Annotated in this window: 29 protein-coding genes and 1 pseudogene; 11 read left to right on the forward strand and 19 right to left on the reverse strand. The window is 75.0% G+C overall.

Annotated elements, in window-relative coordinates; genetic code table 11:
- Nucleotides 1-13 precede the first annotated feature (13 nt).
- The 5 genes from HK417_RS16265 to proC all read right to left on the reverse strand — a co-directional run bounded on the left by HK417_RS16265 (nt 14) and on the right by proC (nt 3988).
- Nucleotides 14-916, reverse strand: a complete 903-nt coding sequence (locus HK417_RS16265; RefSeq protein ID WP_222268337.1) for a lysophospholipid acyltransferase family protein — start codon at nt 914-916, stop codon at nt 14-16.
- The gene (locus tag HK417_RS16270; protein WP_222268339.1) at nt 909-2024 is read right to left on the reverse strand and encodes an NAD-dependent epimerase/dehydratase family protein; all 1116 of its coding nucleotides are present in this window, start codon (nt 2022-2024) and stop codon (nt 909-911) included. Before HK417_RS16270 ends, HK417_RS16265 begins: the two co-directional genes overlap by 8 nt.
- A 10-nt stretch (nt 2025-2034) precedes the next feature.
- The gene (locus HK417_RS16275; RefSeq protein WP_012854759.1) at nt 2035-2133 is read right to left on the reverse strand and encodes a 30S ribosomal protein bS22; all 99 of its coding nucleotides are present in this window, start codon (nt 2131-2133) and stop codon (nt 2035-2037) included.
- 253 nt (nt 2134-2386) lie between these two features.
- Nucleotides 2387-2734 carry a helix-turn-helix domain-containing protein gene (locus tag HK417_RS27295; RefSeq protein WP_222268342.1) on the reverse strand — a complete coding sequence of 116 codons (348 nt, stop codon included), beginning with the start codon at nt 2732-2734 and terminating at the stop codon, nt 2387-2389.
- A 432-nt stretch (nt 2735-3166) separates the two neighbouring features.
- On the reverse strand, nt 3167-3988 hold the full coding sequence (gene proC, locus HK417_RS16285; RefSeq protein WP_222268344.1) for a pyrroline-5-carboxylate reductase: 822 nt from the start codon (nt 3986-3988) through the stop codon (nt 3167-3169).
- Nucleotides 3989-4091: 103 nt separating this feature from the next.
- Between proC and HK417_RS16290 the strand changes: the two are divergent.
- Nucleotides 4092-4264 (forward strand): annotated as a pseudogene (locus HK417_RS16290) (DJ-1/PfpI family protein).
- 24 nt (nt 4265-4288) lie between these two features.
- On the opposite strand, the gene HK417_RS16295 reads toward HK417_RS16290, so the two are convergent.
- On the reverse strand, nt 4289-5335 hold the full coding sequence (locus HK417_RS16295; RefSeq protein WP_222268346.1) for a hypothetical protein: 1047 nt from the start codon (nt 5333-5335) through the stop codon (nt 4289-4291).
- Nucleotides 5335-6279 carry a Ppx/GppA phosphatase family protein gene (locus HK417_RS16300; RefSeq protein WP_222268348.1) on the reverse strand — a complete coding sequence of 315 codons (945 nt, stop codon included), beginning with the start codon at nt 6277-6279 and terminating at the stop codon, nt 5335-5337. The genes HK417_RS16295 and HK417_RS16300 overlap by 1 nt, the downstream gene beginning before the upstream one ends.
- 38 nt (nt 6280-6317) lie before the next feature.
- On the opposite strand from HK417_RS16300, the gene HK417_RS16305 reads away from it, so the two are divergent.
- The gene (locus HK417_RS16305) at nt 6318-7157 is read left to right on the forward strand and encodes a hypothetical protein (protein WP_222268350.1); all 840 of its coding nucleotides are present in this window, start codon (nt 6318-6320) and stop codon (nt 7155-7157) included.
- Here HK417_RS16305 and HK417_RS16310 read toward each other — a convergent pair.
- Entirely contained in the window at nt 7053-8141 is a 1089-nt protein-coding gene (locus HK417_RS16310) for a helix-turn-helix domain-containing protein (protein ID WP_308123638.1), read from the reverse strand. The genes HK417_RS16305 and HK417_RS16310 overlap by 105 nt on opposite strands.
- Nucleotides 8142-8222: 81 nt before the next feature.
- On the opposite strand from HK417_RS16310, the gene HK417_RS16315 reads away from it, so the two are divergent.
- Together HK417_RS16315 and HK417_RS16320 are read left to right on the forward strand one after the other, a co-directional pair.
- Complete coding sequence (locus tag HK417_RS16315; RefSeq protein ID WP_222268499.1) at nt 8223-8486, forward strand: hypothetical protein; 264 nt, start codon at nt 8223-8225, stop codon at nt 8484-8486.
- Between the two features lie 10 nt (nt 8487-8496).
- Nucleotides 8497-8709, forward strand: a complete 213-nt coding sequence (locus HK417_RS16320) for a DUF3072 domain-containing protein (protein ID WP_222268351.1) — start codon at nt 8497-8499, stop codon at nt 8707-8709.
- A 66-nt stretch (nt 8710-8775) separates the two neighbouring features.
- On the opposite strand, the gene HK417_RS16325 is transcribed toward HK417_RS16320, so the two are convergent.
- Nucleotides 8776-9456, reverse strand: coding sequence for a response regulator transcription factor (locus HK417_RS16325; protein WP_222268353.1), 681 nt, complete (start codon nt 9454-9456; stop codon nt 8776-8778).
- Entirely contained in the window at nt 9453-10733 is a 1281-nt protein-coding gene (locus HK417_RS16330) for a sensor histidine kinase (protein WP_222268355.1), read from the reverse strand. The genes HK417_RS16325 and HK417_RS16330 overlap by 4 nt, the downstream gene beginning before the upstream one ends.
- 208 nt (nt 10734-10941) lie before the next feature.
- On the opposite strand from HK417_RS16330, the gene phoU reads away from it, so the two are divergent.
- Complete coding sequence (phoU, locus tag HK417_RS16335) at nt 10942-11604, forward strand: phosphate signaling complex protein PhoU (RefSeq protein WP_308123639.1); 663 nt, start codon at nt 10942-10944, stop codon at nt 11602-11604.
- 51 nt (nt 11605-11655) lie between these two features.
- Here phoU and HK417_RS16340 read toward each other — a convergent pair whose 3' ends face one another.
- Nucleotides 11656-12411: a phosphoglyceromutase gene (locus HK417_RS16340; RefSeq protein ID WP_308123640.1), complete on the reverse strand. Its 756-nt coding sequence runs from the start codon at nt 12409-12411 to the stop codon at nt 11656-11658.
- 56 nt (nt 12412-12467) lie between these two features.
- On the opposite strand from HK417_RS16340, the gene HK417_RS16345 reads away from it, so the two are divergent.
- Entirely contained in the window at nt 12468-13214 is a 747-nt protein-coding gene (locus tag HK417_RS16345; protein ID WP_222268359.1) for a class I SAM-dependent methyltransferase, read from the forward strand.
- Between the two features lie 52 nt (nt 13215-13266).
- Here HK417_RS16345 and HK417_RS16350 read toward each other — a convergent pair whose 3' ends face one another.
- The 4 genes from HK417_RS16350 to mshA all read right to left on the reverse strand — a co-directional run bounded on the left by HK417_RS16350 (nt 13267) and on the right by mshA (nt 18160).
- On the reverse strand, nt 13267-14517 hold the full coding sequence (locus HK417_RS16350) for an aminotransferase class I/II-fold pyridoxal phosphate-dependent enzyme (RefSeq protein ID WP_222268361.1): 1251 nt from the start codon (nt 14515-14517) through the stop codon (nt 13267-13269).
- Between the two features lie 198 nt (nt 14518-14715).
- Nucleotides 14716-16275 (reverse strand): DHA2 family efflux MFS transporter permease subunit, encoded by a 1560-nt coding sequence (locus tag HK417_RS16355; protein WP_308123641.1) that lies wholly within the window; start codon nt 16273-16275, stop codon nt 14716-14718.
- On the reverse strand, nt 16272-16808 hold the full coding sequence (locus HK417_RS16360) for a YbjN domain-containing protein (protein ID WP_222268363.1): 537 nt from the start codon (nt 16806-16808) through the stop codon (nt 16272-16274). The genes HK417_RS16355 and HK417_RS16360 overlap by 4 nt, the downstream gene beginning before the upstream one ends.
- A complete protein-coding gene (gene mshA, locus HK417_RS16365) occupies nt 16805-18160 on the reverse strand; it encodes a D-inositol-3-phosphate glycosyltransferase (protein ID WP_308123642.1) in 1356 nt (451 codons plus the stop codon). Before mshA ends, HK417_RS16360 begins: the two co-directional genes overlap by 4 nt.
- 85 nt (nt 18161-18245) lie before the next feature.
- Between mshA and HK417_RS16370 the strand changes: the two genes are divergently transcribed.
- Nucleotides 18246-19025 (forward strand): SDR family oxidoreductase, encoded by a 780-nt coding sequence (locus HK417_RS16370; protein ID WP_222268365.1) that lies wholly within the window; start codon nt 18246-18248, stop codon nt 19023-19025.
- Between the two features lie 91 nt (nt 19026-19116).
- Nucleotides 19117-19317, forward strand: coding sequence for a hypothetical protein (locus tag HK417_RS16375; RefSeq protein ID WP_222268367.1), 201 nt, complete (start codon nt 19117-19119; stop codon nt 19315-19317).
- Between the two features lie 14 nt (nt 19318-19331).
- On the opposite strand, the gene HK417_RS16380 is transcribed toward HK417_RS16375, so the two are convergent.
- Entirely contained in the window at nt 19332-20360 is a 1029-nt protein-coding gene (locus HK417_RS16380) for a UDP-N-acetylmuramate dehydrogenase (protein WP_222268369.1), read from the reverse strand.
- 43 nt (nt 20361-20403) lie between these two features.
- On the opposite strand from HK417_RS16380, the gene HK417_RS16385 reads away from it, so the two are divergent.
- The 3 genes from HK417_RS16385 (at nt 20404) to HK417_RS16395 (ending at nt 22714) form a co-directional block, all read left to right on the forward strand.
- The gene (locus HK417_RS16385) at nt 20404-21261 is read left to right on the forward strand and encodes a class I SAM-dependent methyltransferase (protein ID WP_222268371.1); all 858 of its coding nucleotides are present in this window, start codon (nt 20404-20406) and stop codon (nt 21259-21261) included.
- A 343-nt stretch (nt 21262-21604) separates the two neighbouring features.
- The gene (locus HK417_RS16390; protein ID WP_222268373.1) at nt 21605-22465 is read left to right on the forward strand and encodes a spermidine synthase; all 861 of its coding nucleotides are present in this window, start codon (nt 21605-21607) and stop codon (nt 22463-22465) included.
- A gap of 36 nt (nt 22466-22501) precedes the next feature.
- A complete protein-coding gene (locus HK417_RS16395; RefSeq protein WP_222268375.1) occupies nt 22502-22714 on the forward strand; it encodes a PspC domain-containing protein in 213 nt (70 codons plus the stop codon).
- A gap of 16 nt (nt 22715-22730) precedes the next feature.
- Here the strand turns inward: HK417_RS16395 and HK417_RS16400 are convergent, their stop codons facing one another.
- The 3 genes from HK417_RS16400 to HK417_RS16410 all read right to left on the reverse strand — a co-directional run bounded on the left by HK417_RS16400 (nt 22731) and on the right by HK417_RS16410 (nt 24405).
- Nucleotides 22731-23021, reverse strand: coding sequence for a DUF2516 family protein (locus tag HK417_RS16400; protein ID WP_222268377.1), 291 nt, complete (start codon nt 23019-23021; stop codon nt 22731-22733).
- 137 nt (nt 23022-23158) lie between these two features.
- Nucleotides 23159-23932, reverse strand: coding sequence for a hypothetical protein (locus HK417_RS16405; RefSeq protein WP_222268379.1), 774 nt, complete (start codon nt 23930-23932; stop codon nt 23159-23161).
- Nucleotides 23929-24405 (reverse strand): helix-turn-helix domain-containing protein, encoded by a 477-nt coding sequence (locus HK417_RS16410; protein ID WP_308123643.1) that lies wholly within the window; start codon nt 24403-24405, stop codon nt 23929-23931. The genes HK417_RS16405 and HK417_RS16410 overlap by 4 nt, the downstream gene beginning before the upstream one ends.
- Between the last annotated feature and the right edge of the window lie 18 nt (nt 24406-24423).

The following is a 24423-nucleotide window of genomic DNA, read 5'->3' on the forward strand; positions in this document are numbered from 1 at the left end:
GGCTCGACCCCCGTCAGCTGAAGACGGAGCGGCGCTGCAGGAGCAGCCGGTACAGCGAGTGCTGGATGGTCTCGCGCACCTGGTCGGTCAGGTTGAACACGATCATCGGGTCGTCCGCGGCGGCCGAGCCGTAGGACGCCGTCTCGATCGGCTCCCCGAACGCGATGAACCACTTCGAGGGCAGGGGCACCGCGCCCAGGGGCCCGAGCAGCGGGAACGTGGGCGTGATCGGGAAGTAGGGCAGGCCGAGCAGCCGGGCCGCGGTGCGCGCGTTGCCCAGCATCGGGTAGATCTCCTCGGCCCCGACGATGGCGCAGGGCACGATCGGGACCCCGGTGCGCAGGGCGGCGCTCACGAACCCGCCCCGGCCGAACCGCTGCAGGGTGTACCGCTCGCTGAACGACTTGCCCACGCCCTTGAACCCCTCGGGGAACACCCCGACGAGCTCCCCGGCGGACAGCAGCCGCTCGGCGTCCTCGTTGCAGGCCAGCGTCACGCCCATCTTCCGGGCCAGCGCGCCGATGAAGGGGGCCTGGAAGACCAGGTCGGCGCCGAGCAGCCGCAGCCGGCGACCGGCCGGGTGCTGGTCGTGCAGGGCGACGGTCTCCATGAGGGCGTCGACCGGGATCGTGCCGGAGTGGTTGGCCACCACCAGCGCGCCGCCGGTGTCCGGCACGTTCTCCAGACCCTGGGTCTCGACCCGGAACCAGCGCTCGAACCACGGGCGCAGCATCGGCAGCAGGACGTGGTCGGCGAGGTCCGGGTCGAACCCGAACTCGTCGGTGTCGTATTCCCCGGTCAGCCGGCGGCGGAGGAACTCCAGGCCACCGGCCACCTGCTCCTCCCAGGAGGGGCTGCCCGGCGGCGGGGGTGGGTCCTCGTCCGGGCGCAGCGGGATGATGCGGGCCTCAGGCATCGCGCACCGCCCGCAGCCCGGGCACCGACGGCGCCGGGCGCCGGTCGGCGACCATCGACTCGACCGCGGAGACGCCCTCGGCCACCCGGTGCACCACCGACTGGGCGGTGCCGGTGACGTCGGCGACGACCTCCGGCCGGACGACGGGCGTGACGGTGCGTGCGTAGTCGGCCAGCGCCTCCTCCGTGGTGTACCGGGGGACGTAGCCGAACTCCTCGCACAGCACCCGGATGTCGACCACGCGGCCGGAGGTGAGGGAGTTCATCTGCTCCAGCGACCAGTCGCGCAGCCCGGCCCGGCGGGTGAGCCGGCCGACCACGCCCATCGCGCCGGGGGGCACCGGCAGGGCGACCCGGCCGAGCCGGCGGATCGCCTGGGACAGCAGCAGGGTGCCGGGGGCGCCCGCGTTGACCGTGCCGACGAAGTCGCCGGTGGTGGCCCGGGCGAGGACGGCGACCGCGTCGTCCTCGTGCAGGAGCTGAAGGCGCGCGTCGTAGCCGAGCGCGGTGGGGACCACCGGCATCCGGAAGAAGCCGGACAGCAGCGAGTCGATCTGCGGCCCGATGATGTTGGTGAAGCGCAGCACCGCGACGCCGACGTCCGGACGCCGGCGGGCGAAGGAGCGCACGTAGCCCTCGATGTCGAGGCTGTCCCGGGCGAAACCGCCGCGGGGGACCCGCCGCGCCTCCATGGCCTCGGTGAAGACGGCCGGGTCGCGGGGGCTCGCCCCGTAGACCGCGCTGGTGGACTTGAGCACGAGCCGGCGCACCGTGGGGGACCGCTGGCAGGCCGCCAGCAACTGCATGGTGCCGATGACGTTGAGCTCCTTCATCGGCACCCGCCCACCGGCACCCGCCGCTGTAGCGCTGATGTTCATGTGGACGACCGTGTCCACCGACGCCGACTCGACCACCTTCCCGATCAACGGGCTGCGGATGTCGGCGCGGACGAACTCGGTGCGACCCAGGCGGCGGAGCACCTCGGCGGACGGGGGGATGGTGTCGACCCCGATGACCCGGTCGATGGACGGGTTCGCAGCGAGCTCGGCCGCCAGCGCGCCGCCCAGCCACCGGCTCACGCCGGTGACCAGGACGACCGCGGGCGGCACGAGCGTCAGCTCACTTCTTGTTGCGCCGCTGGACGCGGGTCTTCTTGAGCAGCTTGCGGTGCTTCTTCTTCGCCATCCGCTTGCGGCGCTTCTTGATGACCGAACCCATGTCCCGCTCCCGACGTCGTGGTCGCGCGGCGTCCGGGAGTGGCGACCGGGTGGGCCCGCCGCTCGGAGTCCGGTGCACCGTGCGAGGTGATCAGCTCGTGCGCGGCCGGCCCCCGGTCCGGAGGCGTAACCGCTCAGCGCCCGAGCGTACCCGGCCGGGTCTGCCCGGGCGGGGCGGCCACCCCGCGGGGTCCGGCCGCCCTGCAGGGTCCCGCCGCGAGCGTGCGAGCGGTGGGGGGCAGGGTGGTCCTTCTTCAGGCGATGTCGGTGTAGGCGTCGCGCAGGTAGTCGTGCACGGCGCGCTCGGGCACCCGGAAGGAGCGGCCGACGCGCACGGCGGACAGCTCACCGCCGTGGACGAGGCGGTAGACGGTCATCTTCGAGACGCGCATCAGGGCGGCGACCTCGGCGACGGTCAGGAAGGCGACGGCGGCGCGGGGGGCCGGGACGGCGGCCGGGCGGCCGACGGGCATGGCGGCCGGGTGGGCCGCGGGGACCGGACGGGACAGCGCAGCGGCCGACATGGGGCGCCCCATGGGCCGAGGTGCCGGGACGCCCGGGCGAGAGGTCTGCTGCAGCGGTGCGCGGTGGGGCATGGTCATGTCGTTCATCTCCGGTTCAGCACGAGTCGGGCCACCGGCTTCCCCACCGGCGGACGGGACACGCACGTGCTGGAAAGAACCATATGGGGACCGGAGTGACTGATGCGATGGGTGAAACGGACATGCGGACCGGTCCGTCCTGGGCACAAGTGGACAGAGACACCGTGTGACCCACCAGTTACGGCGTGTTGTCCCCAAGTCGACTCCCTTCCCCGGCCACTTCTCCACAGTTCCTGTGGACAAACACAGCGGTGTCATTCCGCTGGTGAGCGAGTTGGATCACACGACAGCGCGGGAAGCCGGGTGCGCCTCCCGGCAGATCCGCCCTCCCGGCGACCGCAGCTCTCCGCTGTCACCCGGACACCCGACGGCGACGATCTGCCAGCGCCGCCGGACGCCGACCGCGGGCTGTCGTCGAGAACTGCCGGACGCTCAGTTCGTGGTCCGGCCGAGCTCCACCGAGCGCTGGTGGGCCGCCTCGATGGCGGCGATGAGCGCGGCCCGAACGCCGTGCCGCTCGAGCTCGCGGATCGCCGCGATCGTCGTCCCCCCGGGGCTGGTGACCGCCTCGCGCAGCTGGACGGGGTGCTCCCCCGAGTCGCGCAGCATCACGGCCGAGCCGTAGGCGGTCTGCACGATGAGGTCGGCGGCCAGCGTGCGGGGCAGGCCGAGCAGGATCCCGGCGTCGATCATCGCCTCGACGAGGAAGAAGAAGTACGCCGGACCGCTGCCCGACAGTGCCGTCACCGCGTCCTGCTGGTCCTCCGGGACCCGGCGCACTTGCCCGACCGGCGAGAGCAGCGCCTCGGCCTCGTCCAGGTGCTCCTCACCGGCGTGCGCCCCCGCGGAGATCACGCTCATGCCGGCGTCGACCAGCGCCGGGGTGTTCGGCATGACCCGTACCACCGGCGTGCCCGCGGGCAGCGCGGCCTCGATCCGGCTGGTGGGCACGCCGGCCGCCACCGAGACGACCAGGTGATCGGAGGTGACGTGCGGACCGAGCAGCCCCAGCAGGACGTCCATGTCCTGCGGCTTGACCGCGATCAGCAGGACCCGCGCCCGGGCCGCGGCCTCGGCCAGGTCGACCGTCGTCACACCGTGCCGGGCAGCCAGCTCGGCCGCCCGTTGCGGACTGCGCTCGACGACGAGCACGCCCTCCCCCGTGCCCGCGCGACGGACCAGGCCGGCGAGCAGCGCCTCGCCGATCTTCCCGCCGCCGACGATGGCCAGACCCGAGCGTCTCGCGGTGATCATGCGCCGACGGTAGTGGGCCGGAGGGACGTGTGACCCCGGGGGCACCGGCAAGCCGGTGGCCGCGATCTGCCACGCCCCGTGGGTGCTGGCCGAGGCCGACGTGGTGCGCGGACGGCGGATGACCTCCTGGCCCCCCTGCGGACCTACCTGCGCAGCGCCGGGGCGGAGCGGGTGGACGAGGAGGTCGTCGTCGACGGCAACCGCACCACCAGCCGCAACCCCGACGACCTTGGGGCGTTCGGCAAGGCGATCGTGGAGCAGTTCGCCACCGGGTGACCGGCCGCGCCGGGGTCGAACGCCTCAGGGGGTGGCGAGGAGCCCGGCGGCCGGCGCGATCACCAGGACGGCCGCGGCGAGCAGCAGGCCGGCGAGCAGCCACACGCCCGGCGGGCCCTCACCGCGCTTCTGCCGGTAGGCACTGACACCGGCGACCAGACCGGTGATCGTGAGCGGCGCGGCGACGAGCGCCCCGTAGGGGACGAGTTCCCACAGCACCGTGAACGCGAAGTACACCCCGATGCCGACGGCGAGCGCGACGACCATCTCGCCGGCGAACCGCAGCCACGCCAGCGCGCTCTGCCGCCCGGTGAGCGGTTCCCCGTCGGCCGCGACGGTCGGCTGCGGACCGGTGCGGTGCGCCCCGACGCGACGCCGCTCCTCGGTGTTCGGCCCGACCGCGGCCGTGCCGGACGAGGTCTGCAGCGCGGGGATCGCGGCGGTCGAGGGCCCCGGGGTGCGGACCGGCGCCGGCTCGGGCGGAACGGGCTTGGCCACGCGGGGCGGGGCGGCCGCGGGCTCCGCATCGCGCCAGCGGCGGCCGGTCTGGGCCGACGGCGGGCCGGCCTCGGCCCGCTTCGCCACCGGCCCGGTCGTGGAGGCCGGACCGCTCGGCGCGCCCGGAGCGCCCGGCCCGGCCAGCTGGCCGAGTCCACTGCCGTTGGACGGCGCCTCGCGGCGGCCGCCGTCCCGCCATCCCGCGCCGGGTGTCCGGGGAGCCGGGCGCGGAGCCGGTGCGCGGGACGCGGGTGCGGAGGACGGCGGCGGCGCGGAGACCGGCGGTACGGAGGGCGGTGTGGACGGCTGCGGCGCGGCGGACGGCGCGGCGCCCCGGGCGGGCGTGCGCGGCGGCGTCGGGGCACGGCCGGGAGCCTCCGGCCGTCCGGCCGCCGGACGAGCCGGCGCGGACCGCTCGGGGTCGACGCGCGCCGGGCCTCCGTTCGTCGCGGGCTCCCCGGGCTGACGACGACGGCGGCCCGGGCGGGTCCCCTGCTCGCTCTCGAGGCCGTGCTCCCGCAGGATCTCGGCGAGAGTGCGGACGCTGAAGTCCCCCGTGGGCGGCTGCGACATCACGCTCCCTCCAGCTGGTCCAGGCGGCGCAGGATGATTCCCTCACGCAGCGCCCACGGGCAGATACGGACAGACGGTACGTCCACCGCCCGCATCGCGGCCCGCGCCACGACGGCACCGGCCGGCACCTGGTGCGCCCGCTGCGGCGAGACCCCCTGCAGCTCGGCCAGCGCGTCGCACTCGATCCGGGCCACGAAGCCCAGCACCTGGTCCAGCGCGGTCTCGCTGAGCTCCCGCAGCACCCGCAGCCCGGCGCCGTAGGGCGCTGCTCCGGCCAGCCGCGCGACGGTGCGGAAGGTCTTGGAGGTGGCGACGGCGAGGTCCGGCGGGCCGCCCGCGCGCAACTTGTCCCCCACCGGGGCGAGCAGGTCGGCGGCGTGGTCGTCCAGCGCGGCCAGCGCCGCCAGGTCCGGCCGCCCCCCGGTCTGGGCCTCCGGGAGGAAGCGGCGGGTCATCCGGCCGGCGCCCAGTGGCAGCGAGATCGCCACATCGGGGTCCTCGTCGATCCCGCTGGCCAGCTCCAGCGAGCCGCCGCCGATGTCCATCACGAGCAGCCGGCCGGCGCTCCAGCCGAACCACCGCCGCACGGCGAGGAAGGTGAGCCGGGCCTCGTCCTCCCCGGTCAGCACCTGCAGGTCGACGCCGGTCTGCTCGCGCACCCGGCGCATCACCGCGGCCCCGTTGTCGGCCTCCCGGATGGCGGAGGTGACGAAGGCGAGCAGCTCGTCGCACCTGCGGTCCGCGGCCTGCCGCTTCGCCTTCTGCACCGCGGCGAGCAGCGCCTTCTCCCCTGCCTTGGACAGCTTGCCGTCGTCCCCGACGTGCTCGGCGAGCCGCAGCAGCCACCGGTCGTCGTGCATCGGGGTCGGGTGCGCCCCGCGGTGTGCGTCGACCACGATCAGGTGGACCGTGTTCGAACCGACGTCCAGCACCCCGAGCCGCATGGCCGAGAGTCTGCCGGGCCGACCCCTACGCTGCGTCAGTGGACCCGAGCACGCCCGTCGGCCCGCCGTCCGAGGTGGGACTCGACTTCCCGCGCGAGTGGATCGAGTTCGTCGACCCCGCCGATCCCGAGCACCTCGTGCGCGCCGACCTCACCTGGCTGACCAGCGCGTGGACGTGCGTGTTCGGCCGTGGCTGCGCCGGCGTGGTCGAGGGACGGGCCGACGACGGGTGCTGCAACCACGGGGCCTTCTTCACCGACGAGGACGACCTGGCCCGGGTGGAGGCGTCGGTCGCGGAACTGACCCCGCTGGACTGGCAGCGGCATCCCGGACGCCCGGTCGGGCGGGACGAGTGGACCGAGCCCGACACGCTCGCCGAGCCCCCGCCCGGAGAGGTCGCCGAGCAGGCGCTGCGCACCCGGGTCACCGACGGGGCCTGCGTCTTCCTCAACCGCCCCGGACACCCCGGCGGGGCCGGGTGCGCGCTGCACGCGATGGCGCTCCGCCAGGGCCGGCACCCGCTGGAGACCAAGCCCGACGTGTGCTGGCAGCTGCCGATCCGCCGGGAGCAGGAGTGGGTGGACCGGCCGGACGAGACCCGGGTGCTCGTGTCGACCATCGGCGAGTTCGACCGCCGCGGGTGGGGACCCGGCGGGCACGACCTGCACTGGTGGTGCACCGGGGCGCCGATCGCCCACGTCTCCGCGCAGCCGCTGGTGGAGACCTACGAGCCGGAGCTGACCGCACTGCTCGGGCCGGCGGCCTACGCCGAGCTACGCCGGCTGACCGAGGCCCGCCTCGACGCCGGCCTCGTCGCCCCGCACCCGGCGAGCCCCCGGCCGGTTCCGGTGCAGCTCCACCGCCGCCGCACCGACTGAGGCGCCCGCGGGCCGGCGGCCGGCCCGGAAGGTCTGCCGGTAGGCCCGTGGGGAGACGCCCCGGCGGCGGGTGAACTGCTCGCGCAGGCCGGCGGCGGTGCCGAAGCCGACCAGCCGGGCGATCTCCTCCACGGGAGCGTCGCTCTCCTCGAGCAGCTCCTCGGCCGCGGCCAGGCGCTGGGCCAGCAGCCAGGCGTGCGGCGTCGTCCCGGTGGTGGCCTTGAAGTGGCGGGCGAAGCTGCGGGGGCTCATCAGGGCCCGCCGGGACAGCATCTCGACGCTGATCTCCTCGGCCAGGTGGCCGCGGCACCACTCCAGGACGGCGCCGAGCAGGTCGTCCTCGCACGGAGCCACCGGGTTGTCGATGAACTGCGCCTGCCCGCCGTCGCGGTGCGGCGGCACCACCATGTCCCGGGCCATCGCGTTGGCCGCGGTGGACCCCCACTCGCGGCGGACCAGGTGCAGCAGGGTGTCGACGCCGGCCGCGGTGCCGGCGCCGGTGAGGATCTGGCCGGAGTCGACGTAGAGCACGGCCGGGTCGACCGTCACGGCCGGGAACCGAGCGGCCAGCTCGCCGGCGTAGCGCCAGTGCGTCGTGGCGCGGCAGCCGTCGAGCAGACCGGCGTGGGCGAGCACGAACGCGCCGGTGCACTGGCTGACGATGATCGCGCCGCGGGCGTGGGCGGCGCGCAGGGCCGTCACCAGCTCCGGGGAGGGGACCCGCTCGAACAGCTCCCAGGCGGTGAACGTGACGATGTCGGACCGGGCGAGCCGCTCGAGGCCGTGCTCGACCACCAGCTGGAGTCCGGTGTCCGTGCGGATGACGCCGGGCGACTCGCTGACCAGCGCGAAGTCGAAGCGCGGCAGCCCCAGCGCCGTCCGGTCGTAGCCGAACACCTCCGAGGTCACGCCGATCCCGAAGCTGCCCACCACCCCGTCGGCGACGACCGCGCTGACCACCATCGGACGGCCCTGTGTGTCCACGGACACAGCATGGCAGAAAAATTGCGTTGTCGGTCACTCCTGCCACTCGTGGACCGTGCCGGCCGCGAGCACGCTCATCGCATGTTGATGATCCACTGCCCCGTGACCCGGACCGACGAGCTGGTCGCCGACCGGCGCATCCGATCGGTCGTCAACCACCGGACCCACATCGCCCTCACGATCGCCTGCCCCTGCGGCGCCGAGCACGTCGTGCGCACCGGCCGGCGCTGGGAGGAGGCGCGGGCCCGCGTGATGGAGCGCGCCGCCACCCGGAACGCGGCCGCCGCAGCTGCCGCGGCGGCGGACACGGCCACTCGGGCTGCGCGCGTGAGCGTCCCCGCGTAACTTCGAACACATGAGCGAATCGACCGGACCCGACAGCGCCCGCAGCACCGAGAAGGACCCGTCCGACTGGGTGACCGGTGACGAGCCCGCCACCGGCGCGCAGAAGAGCTACCTGGGCACACTGGCCCGCGAGGCGGGCGAGGACGTCCCCGAGGACATCTCCAAGGCGGACGCCTCCCGCAAGATCGACGAGCTGCGGGAGGAGACCGGCCGGGGTCAATGAGGCACCGGGCGGGCCCTGGAGGCGGGAGGACCCCTTCCCGGGGTGGGCCCCGGGAAGGGGCCTCTGCTAGGCCTCGAACTTGTAGCCGAGGCCCCGCACGGTCAGCAGGTACTGGGGGTTGGCCGGGTCCGGCTCGAGCTTGGCGCGCAGCCGCTTGACGTGGACGTCGAGGGTCTTGGTGTCGCCCACGTAGTCCGCGCCCCACACCCGGTCGATGAGCTGTCCCCGGGTGAGGACCCGGCCGGCGTTGCGCAGCAGGACCTCGAGCAGGTCGAACTCCTTCAGCGGCAGCGCGACCGGCTGCCCGTCGACCGCGACGACGTGCCGCTCGACGTCCAGCCGGACGGGTCCGGCCGCCAGCGAGGTGTCCACCGCCGGATCGGCCTCCGTGCCGCGGCGCAGCACCGCGCGGATCCGGGCCACCAGCTCGCGCGCCGAGTACGGCTTGGTCACGTAGTCGTCGGCGCCGAGCTCCAGGCCGAGGACCTTGTCGATCTCGGTGTCCTTGGCGGTCAGCATGATGATCGGGACCGAGCTCTTCGCGCGCAGCGCCTTGCAGACCTCGGTGCCCGGCAGCCCCGGCAGCATGAGGTCGAGCAGGACGATGTCGGCCCCGGCCCGGTCGAACTCGGTGAGCGCGTCCGGGCCGTTCGCGGCGACGACGGTGTCGTAGCCCTCCCGGCGCAGCATGTAGGACAGCGCGTCGGAGAAGGACTCCTCGTCCTCCACCACGAGCACTCGGGTCATGACCGTCCTCTCTCGGCGACCCCGGTGGGGCCGTGGTCCGTGGGTTCCGGGCCACCGACGGCGTCGGAGCTCCGGAAGGGGTGCAGCGGGGGCACCGGCGGGCGCTCGGGGGCGACGTCGTCCACCGCCCGGTCGGCGCGCGAGGCGAGCGGGATCCGCAGCGTGAACGTGGAACCGAGGCCCTCCTCGCTCCACACGCTCACCGAGCCGCCGTGGTTGCTCGCGACGTGCTTGACGATCGCCAGCCCCAGCCCGGTGCCCCCGGTGGCGCTGGCCCGCGACTGGTCGACCCGGTAGAAGCGCTCGAACACCCGGGAGCGGTCCGTCCGCGGGATGCCGATCCCCGAGTCCGTGACGGCGATCTCGGCGAACCCGGACCTCGCCCGCGCGCCCACCGCGATGGTGGTGTCGGGCGGGCTGTAGGCGACCGCGTTGGCCAGCAGGTTGGTGAGCGCGGTGGCCAGCTGCGCCTCCACACCGCGGACCACGAGGCCCGGCTGGCAGGCGACGGCGAGCTCGATGTCCTTGGCCGCCGCGGCGGCGCGGGTGCGGTCGACTGCCTCACCGACGACGGTGGCGACCGCGACCGGCGCCAGCTCGGGCAGCGGCTCGGCGCCCTGCAGCCGGGACAGGTCGATCAGCTCCCGGACCAGCCGGGCCAACCGATCGGCCTCGTGCTGCATCCGGGCGGCGAACCGCTGCACCGCCTCCGGGTCGTCCGCGGCTCCCTGCACCGCCTCGGCCAGCAGGATGAGAGCACCCACCGGCGTCTTCAGCTCGTGCCCGACGTTGGCCACGAAGTCCCGGCGGACCGCCTCCACCCGGCGCGCCTCGGTCACGTCCTGCAGCACCAGGGCGACCGGACCGGGGCCGACGACCGGGCCGCTGGAGAGCCGGATCGCGTGCACGCCGACCGTGCGCGGCCCGCTGCCGACGACGTCGCCGGCCAGCGGGATCTCCGCCCGGCGGCTCCCGGCGGTGTGCACGCTGCGCGCGACCTGGAGCAGGGCGGGCACCTGGAGCCGATCGCCGCGCAGGATGCCCAGCGCGCGGGCGGAGGGGTTGGCCAGCAGGATCTCGTCGTCGGGACCGACCAGCACCACCGCCGGGTCCATCAGGTCCACCAGGCGGCGGCTGAGCGCGGCGTCGTCCCCGGGGCGCGCGACGACGCGCTCGGCCGGACCCTCGTCGAGGGCCCGGCTGCGGGCGCGGACCACCGAGAGCGCCAGGAGCAGGCCGATCACGAGGCCCGCCACCAGGGCGACCACCGCTTCCACGTGATCGATGCTAGCCACGGCGACGCGCCCCACCAGGAACATCCGGGGGCCTCACCCCGTCGGGTGGGCAGTGTTCACCGGGCGGCTCCCGGTCGTTCACCCAACGGTCTCGTCGGCGGTTGCCGAGCTGCCTACGCTCGCGGTGACGCAGGTCGCGACGTCGAGGAGAGCCGATCCCCGGCGCGGGCGGCGGCCGGAGGAGGAAATCGTGCTGCGGGAGAGCTACCGCGAGGAACTGGACGACATCAACGCCTGCCTGGTGGGGATGGCGAACACCGTCGGCTCGGCGATGAGCACGGCGACCACGGCCCTGCTGGACGCCGACGTCGCCCTGGCGGACCTGGTGATCGCCGGCGACGCGCGCATCGACGCCGTGCGCGAGAGCATCGAGGAGCGCTGTTTCACCCTCCTGGCGCGGCAGCAGCCGGTCGCCACCGACCTGCGCACGATCACCACCGCGATGCGGATCGTCGGCGACCTGGAGCGCATGGGCGACCTGGCCGAGCACATCGCCAAGGTGGCCCGGATGCGGTTCCCCGAGCACGCGGTGCCGCAGGAGGTCCGGCCGGTCTTCCTCGAGGCCGGCCACGTCGCGGAGAGCCTGGTCGCGAAGGCCGGCACGGTCATCGCCAAGCGGGACATCGCGGCGGCCGCCCAGCTTGAGGCCGACGACGACGTCATGGACCGGTTGCACGCGCAGCTGTTCCGCGAGCTGCTCAGCGACGACTGGCCGCACGGCATCGAGTCGGCGATCGACGTGACCCTGCTCGGCCGCTACTACGAGCGGTTCGCCGACCACGCGGTGAGCGTGGCCCGGCGGGTGGTCTACCTGGTCACCGGCGAGCGGAGCATGGCCCCCGCGGCCGGCTGAGCGACGACGACGGAGCCCCCGGCAGCCCAGCTGCCGGGGGCTCCGTCGTCGCTACTTCTTGCCCTGGTTCTTGACGGCCTCGATCGCGGCGGCGGCCGCCTCCGGGTCGAGGTACTCGCCGCCGGGCTTCAGCGGGCGCAGGTCGGCATCCAGGTCGTAGCGCAGCGGGACGCCGGTGGGGATGTTGAGCCCGACGACCTCCTCGTCGCCCATGCCGTCGAGGTGCTTCACCAGGGCCCGCAAGCTGTTGCCGTGCGCGGCGACCAGCACCCGCTGCCCGCTGCGCAGGTCCGGGACGATCGAGTCGTACCAGTAGGGCAGCATCCGGATGACGACGTCCTTGAGGCACTCGGTCTTCGGCCGGGCCTCGGGCGGCAGGAACAGGTAGCGCGCGTCGCCGTCCTGGGAGAACTCGCTGCCCGGGTCGATCGGCGGCGGCGGGACGTCGTACGAGCGGCGCCAGAGCATGAACTGCTCCTCGCCGAACTCGGCGAGGGTGGCCGCCTTGTCCTTGCCCTGCAGCGCCCCGTAGTGGCGCTCGTTGAGCCGCCACGACCGCTTGACCGGGATCCACTGCCGGTCGGCCTCGGCCAGGGCCAGCTCGGCGGTGCTGATCGCGCGCTTGAGCACGCTCGTGTGCAGCACGTCGGGGAGCAGGTCCTGCTCGGCGAGCAGCTGCCCACCGCGGGCGGCCTCGGTGCGCCCCTTCTCCGACAGCGGGACGTCCACCCAGCCGGTGAACAGGTTCGCCTTGTTCCACTCGCTCTCGCCGTGGCGGAGCAGGACCAGCGTCGCGGTGTCAGTCACACCGGCCATCCTGCCCGACCGGGCCACCCGGGGGCACCGGCAGGCAGGATCTGCCCGTGCGGGCGACGGAGCGGTGGGCGGCGGAGCTGGCCGCGTGGACGATCGACCCGGAAGTGCTGGCCGCCGCCCCGGAGTCGCCCTACGGGTTCCCGGTGGGCCTGTTCGGTGCCGACCGGGGCGCGGCGGCCACGCACGAGGCGGTTCGGGCGGTGCGGCCGCGCAGCGTGCTGGACGTCGGCTGCGGCGGCGGGGCGGCGAGCGTGCCGGTCGGGGCGCCGGAGCTGCTCGGGGTGGACGAGTCCCCGGAGCTGCTGGCCAGTTTCGCGGCCGCGGCCGGGCCGGGCGCGCGCACGTTCCCGGGCCGCTGGCCGGACGTCGCCGGGGAGGTCCCGGTGGCCGACGTCGTCGTCTGCGCGAACGTCGTCTACAACGTGCCGGACGTCGCCGACTTCGTGACCGCGCTGACCGCGCACGCCCGGCGGCGGGTCGTCGTCGAGCTCACCGACGTGCACCCCTGGACGTCGCTGGCCGGGCTGTGGCGGCACTTCCACGGCCAGGAGCGGCCGGCCGGCCCGACCGCGGAGCTGTTCGGCGAGGTGCTGGCCGAGCTCGGACTGGCCACGGAGTCGGTCACCTGGCAGCGGGACGACCCCTGGCGCGACGCACCGGCCGACGTCGTCCTGGCCTTCACCCGGCGGCGGCTGTGCCTGCCCGCCGGGCGGGAGCCGGAGGTGGCCGAGGCGATGACCCGCCTCGCCGACGACCGGCCGCGGACGGCCACCACCCTCTGGTGGCCGGTGTGAGGACCCCTGCCCCCACCACTCGCGAGCTCGCGGCGGGCCCCTGCAGGGGACCTCAGGCCGCGGTCTCCCGGGCGGTCTCGCCGCGCGCGTACCGGACGGCGGCCGCGACGACCTCGCCGGCGAGCCGGAGCTGCTCCTCGGTGTGCGTGGCCATCACCGCGAGCCGGAGCACCCCCTGCCCCCGCGGGACGGCCGGGTAGCAGACCGCGTTGGTGTAGACGCCGGCCTCGTGGGCGGCGTTCCAGGCGGCGACGGTGACCTCGTCCTCCCCCGTGGGCACGGCGAGCACCGCGCCGCGGCCGGGGACCGGGGGCACGTCGTGCTCGGTGAGCACCCGGCGGAGCAGGGCACCGTTCTCGCGCAGCCGGGCCATCCGCTCCGGCTCGCGGCGCAGCACGCGCAGCGAGGCGAGCGCGGCGGCGACGGCGGCCGGGTCGTTGGAGGCGCTGAAGACGTAGGGCAGCGCCGTGGCCCGGATCCCGTCGGCCACCGCCGCGGACGTCATCACCGCGCCGCCCACGCTGGCCAGGGACTTGCTGAACGCCACGGTGACCGCGTCGACGCGGTCGAGCACCCCGGCGGCCTCGGCCGCGCCACGCCCCCGCTCCCCCAGCACGCCGAGCCCGTGCGCCTCGTCGACGACGAGCCGGGCGGAGTACCGGGTGCAGAGGTCGGCGATCTCCGCCAGCGGCGCGGACTCGCCGCTCATCGAGTACACGCCGTCCACCACGACCACCGCGCCGGCGTCGGGTGCCAGCCGCGCGAGCCGCCCGGCCAGCGACTCCACGGAGTTGTGCCGGAACCGCGTCACCGTGCCCGGGCTGGCGGCCGCGGCGGCGTGCAGGCTGGCGTGGGCGTGCCCGTCGACCAGCAGCACGTCACCGGGGGCACCGGCGGTGGACAGCACCGCCACGTTGGCGTTGACCCCCGCCGAGGTGAGCACGGCGGCCTCGGTGCCGTAGTGGTCGGCGAGCTCCTGCTCCAGGGTCAGGTGCAGCCGGGTGGTGCCGTTGAGGATCCGGCTGCCCGACGTGCTGGTGCCGTACTGGCGCAGCGCGGCCACCGCCGCCTCGACGACCTGCGGGTCACCGGCGAGCCCCAGGTAGTTGTTGGTGCCGAGGTTCACCCGCGACCGGCCGTCGGCGAACACGGTCACCGCCTGCGGAGCACCGGCGGCCGGTACCGAGTGGGTGGCCACGCCGTCCCGCACGTGCCGCCGCATCATCTCCGCCCGTGGGTTGTCCAGCAGCGGCGCGAACGCGTCACGGCGGGCGGCCGGGCGGACGGGACGGACGTCGAGCACGGGTTCCTCCTCCTGCCCCGCGCGGCGTTCCCGCCCGGGTCGGCTCTGACCCTGACGGTCGCCACCGTCAGTAGTCAACCGACCGACCTGAGCTACGTACGGGTGACACCCGACCCGGCGTGGCCCGCATCACGGATCGACGGAGCGGAGCCGGATCGGGGCAGACCGCGGCGCGTCCGGGTGACACCCGGACGGAGCTCAGGAGGCGCGGTCGCGCCCTGGCAGCCAGATCAGGACGACGAGCGCGGCGACCACCGCGCACCCCGCGGTGCCGATCGCGGTCAGGTGCATCGCACCGACGAACGCCTCCCGGGCGGGGTCGGCCACCGCCGCGGCGGACCGGGCGGCGTCCCCACCCGCGCGCTGCGCGTCCTCGATCGCGGCCAGCGTGGCCACGATCGACTCCCCGGCCTGGTCCCGGGCGGCGGGCGGCAGCCCCTCGACGCCCGCGCCGAGCCGGGCGGTGTAGGCGCCGGTGAGCACCGAGCCGAGGATCGCGACGCCGAGGGCACCACCGACCTGCCGGACGGCGTTGTTCACGGCCGCCCCCGCGCCGGCCTTCTCCCGCGGGACGACGGACATGATCGACTCGGTGGCCGGCGCCATCACCGAGCCCATGCCCAGTCCCTGGACCGCGAAGACGACCAGGATCAGCCACACCGGGGTGTCGACCCCCAGCAGCTGGATGCCGGCGAACGAGAGCGCGATGACGGCGAAGCCGGCCGCGCACACGGCCTTGGCGCCGAACCGGGCGGCCAGCGCGGAGGTGCGCGGCGCCATCAGCGCGATCCCCAGCGCCACCGGCACCAGGGTCGCCCCGGCCTGCAGCGGCGTCAGCCCGCGCACGCCCTGCAGGTAGTACACGAGGTAGAAGGTGGCGCCCTGGAGCGCGAAGAAGTTCAGCGCCAGCGCCCCCGCGGCGGAGGAGAACGCCGGGTTGCGGAACAGCGAGACGTCCAGCGCCGGGTGGCTGGTGCGGCTCTGCCACCAGATGAAGAACGCGAGCAGCAGGACGCCCCCGACCAGCGGGCCCCAGGTCGTCGGCGTCGCCCAGCCCTCGCTGCCGCCGCGGATGATCCCGAACACCAACCCGGCCAGCGCCACGATGGACAGCAGCACGCCGGGCACGTCGAGCCGGCCGGGGTCGGGGTCCTTGGACTCGGGGACGACGAGCAGGATGCCGAGCACGCCGAGCGCGGCCACCGGCACGCCGAGCAGGAAGACCGCGCCCCACCAGAAGTGCCCCAGCACGAGGCCCCCGGCCAGCGGTCCGCCGGCCACGGCCAGCCCGGAGGCGCCGGCCCACAGGCCGATCGCCCGCCCCCGCTCACCGGGCGGGAAGACGTTGGTGATCACCGCGAGCGTGGCCGGCTGCACGGCGGCCCCGCCGACGCCCATGAGCGCCCGCCAGGCGATCAGCTCGAGCGGCGAGCCGCTGAACGCCGCGAGCACCGAGCCGACGGCGAAGATGGTCAGCCCGGCGAGGAGCACCTTGCGCCGCCCGATCCGGTCGCCGATCACGCCCCAGCTGAACAGCAGCCCGGCGAAGACCAGGATGTAGGAGTCGATCGCCCACTGCAGCTCGCCCTGGGTGGCCGGGAGCTCCCGCTGCAGGGTGGGCAGCGCGACGTTGAGGATCGTGTTGCCCATGATCACCATCAGCAGGCAGACGATCATGGTCGCCAGCACCCACCAGCGCCGCTCGTAGCCCGCGGGGAGCGGGGTGGACTCGGTCTCGGCGGGGTGCGCGGTGCTCACCCCGGTGCGTTCTCCCCCGTGGTGCTCGGTCTGCGCGCCGGGTCGGCGAAGGCGGCGAAGGCCTCCAGGTTGCGCAGCGACTCACCGCGCTTGACCCGCCACTCCCACTCGCGGCGGATCGAGGAGCCGAAGCCGATCTCCAGCATCGTGTTGAAGTGGTCGTCGGCGTAGGTGAGCACGGCGCCGAGCAGCCGGTCGATCTCCTCCGGGGTGACCGCGCCGTGCCCGAGCGTGCCGGTCAGATAGACGTCCCCGACGGTGTCGATGGAGTACGCGACGCCGTACATCCGGGCGTTGTGCTGCAGCAGCCAGGCCCACAGCTGCTCACGGTTCTCGTCCGGCTGCCGGCAGACGAACGCCTCGACCCGGAACCCGTGCTCCCCGACGGTCAGCCCGACGACCGTCCGGAGCTTCTTGGTCCCGGGCAGGACGACGACGAACCGGCCCTCCCCCGGGTGCTCGAACTCCAGCTCCGCCGACCGCAGCGTCTCCTCGACGACCGCGTCGAGCTCGGCGACGCTGCGCCCGCTCATCGCGCGCGCAGCCGCACCGGGGTCAGCACCCGGTCGCCGACGACGCGGACCACCGGGCCGGTCCGGAGCGCCTGCTCGGCCATCGCCGCGGCATAGGCGTCGACCAGGGAGTCCGCGGTGCGGTCCCAGCTGAAGGCGGCGGCGTGCCGGCGGGCGCCGTGCCCGAGCAGCTCCCGGCGCTCCAGCACCCGGGTGATCGCCGCGGCGTACTCGGCCGGGTCGCGGCGGGCGACCAGCAGCCCGGAGACCCCGTCGGCGACGGCGGTGTGCAGGCCGCCGACCTCGGCGGCGACCACCGGGGTCCCGCACGCCTGCGCCTCGAGGGCCACCAGGCCGAAGGACTCGTTGTGGCTGGGGACGACGGCGACGTCGGCGGCGCGGTAGTGGTCGGCCAGCTGCGCCGGCGGCTGGGGCGGCAGGAACCGGACGACGTCGGTCACGCCGAGGTGCGCGGCGAGCTCCTGCAGCCGCTGCGGCTCGGCCAGCCCCGAGCCGCTGGGCGCGCCGACCACCAGCACTTGCAAGCGCGGGCGCAGTGCCGGGTCGTCGGCGAGCATGCGGGCCGCCGCGTGCAGCAGCATGTCGGGTGCCTTGAGCGGCTGGATGCGCCCGACGAACAGCAGGACGACGGCGTCCGCGGCCACCCCGATCCGCTCGCGGGCCCGCTGCTGGTCGCCGGGGCGGAAGGTCCGCAGGTCGACGCCGGGCGGGATCACCAGGGTGCGGCGCGGGTCGGCACCGTAGAAGTCGACCAGCTGGCGGGCCTCCTCGGCGGTGTTGGCCACCAGCCGGTCGGCCTCGGCCACCACCTGCTCCTCGCCGATCACCCGGGCCCGCGGCTCGGGCTCGTCCCCCTCGGCCAGCGCCGCGTTCTTCACCTTGGCCAGGGTGTGCGCCGAGTGCACGAGCGGCACGCCCCACCGGTCCCGGGCCAGGTACCCGACCTGCCCGGAGAGCCAGTAGTGGGAGTGGACGATGTCGAAGTGGCCCGGCTCGTGCTGGGCCTCCTCGCGCAGCACCGCGGCGGTGAAGGCGCACATCTGCGCGGGCAGCTCGTTCTTGCCCAGCCCCTCGAACGGCCCGGCGCTGACGTGCCGGACGGTGACGCCCGGGCTCATCTCGACCACCGGCGGCTGCTCGCTGGAGGTGGCCCGGGTGAACACGTCGACGGCGATCCCGCGCTCGGCCAGCCGGCGGGACACCTCGACGACGTAGACGTTGAGGCCGCCGGCGTCCCCGGCCCCGGGCTGCTCCAGCGGGCTGGTGTGCACCGAGAGGGTGGCCACCCGGCGGGGCAGCGCCGGCGCACCCGACCAGGACGGCGCGGAGCGACGGGAGCGGCGAGCAGGCACGGCTCTCCTCCCGGCTCGGGCATCACGGCGCCCGGTCGGGCCCCCCTGTCGTCTGACCAGTGTCCTACAGCGCCAAGATGGACACATGTCCAGCCCCGTTCCATCGCCGTCCGCCGCCCTGCCCTTCCCCGGGGACGGGCGGGTCGCCGTCGTCACCGGCGCCTCCAGCGGCATCGGCGCGGCGACCGCCGAACGGCTCGCCGCCGACGGCTTCTCCGTCGTGCTCGCCGCCCGCCGGATCGACCGGCTGACCGAGCTGGCCCAGCGCATCGGCGGGCGCGCCGTCCAGCTCGACGTCACCGACCAAGCCTCGGTCGAGGCCCTCGCCGCCGGGCTGGAGCGGGTCGACGTGCTGGTGAACAACGCCGGTGGGGCGTTCGACGTCAACCCGGTCGCGGACGCGGACCTGGACTCGTGGACGCGCACCTACGAGGTGAACGTGCTCGGCACCGTGCGGGTGACCAAGGCGCTGCTGCCGGCGCTGAAGGCGTCGGGAGCCGGGGACCTGGTGTTCGTCGGGTCGACCGCCGGGCTGATCAGCTACGAGGGTGGCGCCTCGTACACCGCGGCCAAGCACGGCGTGCACACGCTGGCCGAGACGCTGCGCCTGGAGCTGGTCTACGACCCGGTGCGGGTGATCGAGATCGCCCCCGGGATGGTGCGGACCGAGGAGTTCACCCGCAACCGCACCGGCAGCCAGGAGAAGGCCGACGCGGTGTACGCGGGGGTGCGGCAGCCGCTGGTCGCCGCGGACGTCGCCGACGTGATCGGCTGGGCGGTCACCCGGCCGCACCACGTCAACGTCGACCTGCTGGTCGTCCGGCCGCGGGCGCAGGCGGCCCACCACAAGGTCGCCCGCGAGTAGGAGGACTTCGTCGTCCTCGCCCGGGACGGCCGGCCGGGTGGCGCGCCCGGCCCTCTTGTCAGGAGGCGTCGGCGCGTCGACCCTTCCCACCGTGACCGGGGACACGGTGGTCCTTGACCGGGCGCGGCGGGATGCCGACCGCGTGGTGCTCTGTCGCTGTGGCGGTGCCGGCCGCGTGGTCCATGCGCGGGTCGACCGTCCCGGTGAGCCGGAGGCGTACGTGCGCGCCACCTTCACCTGCTCCTGGGACCGGCCGGGGCCCCACGAACCGCTGCTGCCGCCGCACCTGTAGCGGTCGGCGGCCGCTCAGGGGCGGACCGGCTCCGGGACGAGGGTGACGCCGAACCGCTCTCGGACGGCGTCGACGATCCGGCCGGCGAAGGCCATCAGCTCGGCGGAGGTCGCGCCGGGCTCGGTGGTCAGCGCGAGGCTGTGCCGCGGCGACGTCCCGACCCGGCCGTCGCGCGTGCCCTTGCCGAAACCGGCCGACTGCACGAGCCAGGCGGCGGACAGCTTCACCTGCTCGGCGCCGTCGGCGCCGATCCCGGCCGGCCAGCTCGGGCAGCCGGGCACCGCCTCGCCGACCGGCACGATCGGGTTGGTGAAGAACGACCCGGCGCTGCGGGTGTGCGGGTCGGCCGGGTCCAGCACCATGCCCTTGCCCCGGCGCAGCTCCAGCACCGCCTGCCGGACGTCGGCCAGCGGCGCGGTCTCCCCCAGCTCCACGCCCAGCTTCCGGGCCAGCTCCGCGTAGCTGATCGCGACCGAGGTCGGCTGCGGGCGCAGCGCGAAGGTCACCGAGAGGACGACGTACGCGCCGGGGTGCTGCTTGAACCGGCTGTCCCGGTAGGCGAACCCGCACTCCGCGGGCGCGAACACCCGCTCGGTGCGGGCCGCCCGGTCGTAGGCCCGCACGGAGGTGATCAGTGCGGCGACCTCCTGGCCGTACGCGCCGACGTTCTGCACCGGGGTCGCCCCGGTCGAGCCGGGGATCCCTGACAGCGGTTCCAGCCCGGCGAGCTGCTGGTCCACGGTGGCGGCCACCAGGTCGTCCCAGGGCTCGCCGGCCTCGACCTCGAGCAGGGCTCCGGCGCCGTCGTCGGTGCGGGCCACGCCGCGGGTGCGGACGAGCACGACGTCGCCGGACCAGCCGTCGTCCGGGCCGATCAGGTTGGAGCCACCGCCCACCACGAGCAGCGGCCGGCCGGCGTCGTCGGCATCCCGGACGGCGGCCACCAGCTCCTCGGCGGTGGTGACCTCGACCAGCCGCTCGACCGGCCCGCCGACCCCGAGGGTGGTGAGGTCCGCCAGGCGGGCGTCTCGGCGTACCAGCACAGGCCCACGGTAACCGGGCCCGGCCCGGCTACCCTGGACGCACATGACCAGGGCCGGGGGTGACCACACCCAGCGCGCCAGTCTGCCGCCGCTGAAGAAGGCCCCCCGGCTGGCCGCCGGCCGCGCCCGCGCCCTCGGCCTGCCCACCCGCGGCACCACCAATGCGAACCGGCTGCGGCGCGTCGACCGCTGGCTGGTCGCCACCCAGGTGCCGCGGCTGCGCGACGCCGCCCGGCCGCTGGTGGTCGACCTGGGCTACGGGGCCTCCGCCGTCACCACGCTGGAGCTGCTCGAACGGCTCGCCCCGGAGGTCCCCGGCCTGGAGGTCGTCGGGCTGGAGATCGACCCCGCGCGGGTCGAGGCGGTCGCCGAGCACCGCGATCCGCCGCGGCTGGACTTCCGGGTCGGCGGCTTCGAGCTGGCCGGGCTGCGCCCGGTCCTCGTCCGCGCCTTCAACGTGCTGCGCCAGTACGACGAGGACTCCGCGGCGCGGGCGTGGGACACCATGCGCGGCGCGCTGGCGCCCGGCGGGCTGCTGGTCGAGGGCACCTGCGACGAGTGGGGACGGCGCTCGACCTGGGTGGCGCTGGACGAGGACGGGCCGCTCACCCTGACCCTCGCCGCCCGGGTCTCCGACCTGGACCGCCCCTCCGACCTGGCCGAGCGGCTGCCCAAGGCACTGATCCACCACAACGTCCCCGGCGAGCCGGTGCACGAGTTCCTGCGCGCGCTCGACACCGCCTGGGCCTCGGCGGCCGGGTTGTCGACGTTCGGCCCGCGGCAGCGGTGGGCCGCCGCGGTGCAGGCGCTCGCCGACGACGGGTGGCCGCTGGTCGGCTCGACCCGGCGGTGGAGACACGGCCAGGTGACCGTGCGCTGGTCTGCGGTGGCGCCGCGCTGACCCCTCAGCGCGAGGGATCACCGAGATCGGGGATGCCGGGCTCCCCGCCGGCCCGAAAGGCCCGAGATCCCCGATCTCGACGCGGATGAGCGGGCGCATGTGTCGAGCGCGATGGTGGCGGGCCGCCCTGGCCGGCGGGCTGCTGACTCTGGAGCTGTGCGCCTTCTGGTGTGACGCAGGCGTTCACCGGCTGGGTGGATCCGGCCATCGCCGTGGCCGCGGCGTCGTCCGTGACGTCCCTCGCCGGTCTGGTGGTCGTCCGGCGTGCACGAGGGGCTGGGGCGCGGTGATCACCGCCTCCCGGGGCCGACCGGGTGGGGGACGATGACCGCGTGAGAGCACGGTGAGCCGGCGGGACCGCTCGCACCTGACCCCGCTCCCCGGGCGCACGGAGGTCGCCGGGGGCACCGCAGAGCTGCTGGCCGACGCCGACCGGGACGGGTCCTGGCAGCTGCTGCTCGACGGCGTCCCCCAGTCGCACGTCGACCTGACCGACCCGACGCACCTGGAGTTCGAGTACGTCCGGCGGATCGGCCACGTGCTCGACCTGGCCGGTGAGCCCGGGGAGCCGCTGGACGTCGTCCACCTCGGGGGCGGCGCGCTGACCCTGCCGCGCTACGTGGCGGTGACCCGGCCTGGCTCCCCGCAGCGGGTGATGGAGGTCGACGAGCGGCTCACCGAGCTGGTCCGCAGCAGCCTGCCGCTGCCCCGCGGTGCCCGCATCCGGGTGCGGGCCGCCGACGCCCGCGCGGGGCTGGCTGCGCTGCCGCCGCGCAGTGCCGACGTCGTCGTGGTTGACGTCTTCGCCGGCGCACGCACCCCGGCGCACCTGACGACGGTCGAGTTCGCCACCGACGTCGCCCGGGTGCTGCGGGCAGGCGGCACCACCGTGTGGAACGTCTCCGACGGCCCGCCGCTGCGGTTCGCCCGGGCGGAGGCGGCCACCCTCGCGGCGGTCTTCGGCCACGTGGCGCTGATCGCCGAGCCGGGCACCCTCCGCGGCCGGCGGTTCGGCAACCTGGTCGCGGTCGCCTCGGACGCGGAGCTGCCGATCGCCGCGCTCACCCGCCGCTGCGCCGGCGACCCCATGCCCTCCCGCGTGGTGGACGGGGAGTCGCTGCGGACGTTCATCGGGCAGCTGGGGCCGGTGACCGACGCCGAGGCCCAGCCCTCCCCGGAACCCCCGGCCGGCGTCTTCGCCTGATCGCCACGGCGCAGGTCCCGGCCGTAGGGTCGGCCCATGACCGCCCCCATGTCCCGCCGGCTGACCCGCGACACCCGACACAAGGTCATCGCCGGGGTGTGCTCCGGGCTGGCCCGCCGGCTCGGGATCTCCCGGAACGGGCTGCGGCTGGCGTTCGTCATCTCCTGCGTGCTCCCGGGCCCGCAGTTCATCGCCTACCTGGTGCTGTGGGTGATCATGCCGGCCGACGACCGGCCGGAGAGCTGGTGACCGCGCGGGGCGCAGCTCACCAGTTGCTGTTGCCCCGCCGCAGGCCGCGCACCGCGGGGCGCACGTCGACCAGGTAGACGACGGACGCGATGACCGCGGGCAGCCCGAGGAAGCTCAGCGGGTTCTGCATCCACAGCAGCACGAGCAGCGCGATCCCGGTGATCGCCATCCAGCCGGGCTTGGTCAGCTTGCCGGCCGCGACGAAGGCGGCCGCGGGGCGGACCATCGCATCGACGAAGGCCCACACCGCGAGGGCGAGGGTCGCGTAGAAGGCGACCAGGTAGACGAGCCCGTCGAAGCTGACCATGCGCGCCAGGATAGGCGCCTCGGGCGTCCCGGCGGGGCCGGCACGGAGTCGCCGCGCCCCAGCGGGTGGGACGCCGCCGCCCCGTCACCCCACGCGAGCGGGTGACGGGGCGGCGGTCAGACCCTCAGCGAGGAGTCCTACTCCTGGTGGTCGGCGTCGGGGCTCTTGGCCGGGATCGCGGTTGGGTCGGGCAGCGTCGCGGTGCTGGCCTTCGTCGGCGCGGCCTTGGCGGTGCGCTTGGCGGCCGGCTTCTCCTCCGGAGCCGCCGTCGCGGCCGGCTCGTCGGCCTTGGCGGGGGCGGTGGCGGCCCGCACCCGGCGCTTCGCCGAGGACGTCGCGGCCCCGGTCTCCTCGGCCAGCTCGTCGAGCGCCCGGTCGGCGCGCGACCTGGTCTTCTGTGTGATGGAGGTCACCCGGTTCGACGCGGTGTCCACCGCGTCCTCGGTGCTCTCGACCAGGCCGGTGACGGCGTCCTGCACCGTGTCGGCGGCGGCGTCCACGGTCGACTCGGTGTGGCCGACGACCCGCTGGACCACCGGCTGGGTGCGCAGGTCGTCGACGACCTTGGTGCCGCGGCCGGCCAGCTCCTCGATCGTGTGCAGGGCCTGGCTGCGGGCGGTCCCGACGAAGCCGGCGAGCGTGCCGACGACGGTCTCCGGGCGCACGGTGGCCGCTGCCGAGGTGACCGCGGCGCGGGCGTGCTCGGCGCGGGTGCGGGCCTCCTTGGCTGCCAGGTCGGCCTGCACCTGGGCCTCGCCGGGCAGCGCCTCGGCGCGCGAGCGCAGGCCGTCGACGACCGCGCGGGCCTGCTCGACGGCGACGTCGCCGGCGCCGATCATGGCGAGCAGACCGGTGCGACCGGTGTCGACGAGGGTCTCGCCGTAGTGCTTCAGGGTGTCGGTGGCACTCATGCCGTCTCCTCCTGGGATGACTCGTGGGTGGGCGGTGCGACCTGCTCGCGGGCGCGCTCTCGGGCGTAGGTCTCGTACAGCTCGAGCAGGACCGCCTTGTGGCGTTCGGAGATGGCCTCGTCGGCGCGGATCGCGGCCACGGTGCCCGCCGTCCCGGACCTGCGGTCGAGGATCCCGGCCTGCTCGTACAGGGTCTCGGCCGAGATCTTCAGCCCCCGGGCGATCTGGCTCAGGATCTCCGCCGACGGCTTGCGCAGCCCACGCTCCACCTGGGAGAGGTACGGGTTGCTCACGCCCGCGGACCGGGCCAGCTCCCGCAGGGACACCTGCGCGGCGTTGCGCTGGCTCCGGATGAAGTCGCCGACGTGCGCGGGGACGGTGGAGGCCTCCGCGGCAGCGCTGGCCGCGGCGGTGGTCATGGTCTCCCGGACTGCACTCACCTGCTCGCGGACGAACTCGGTGGGTCGCTGCACACCACCACGGTAGCCAGG

The sequence above is a fragment of the Modestobacter marinus genome, assembly GCF_019799945.1.
Classification (GTDB): Bacteria; Actinomycetota; Actinomycetes; order Mycobacteriales; family Geodermatophilaceae; genus Modestobacter; species Modestobacter marinus_B.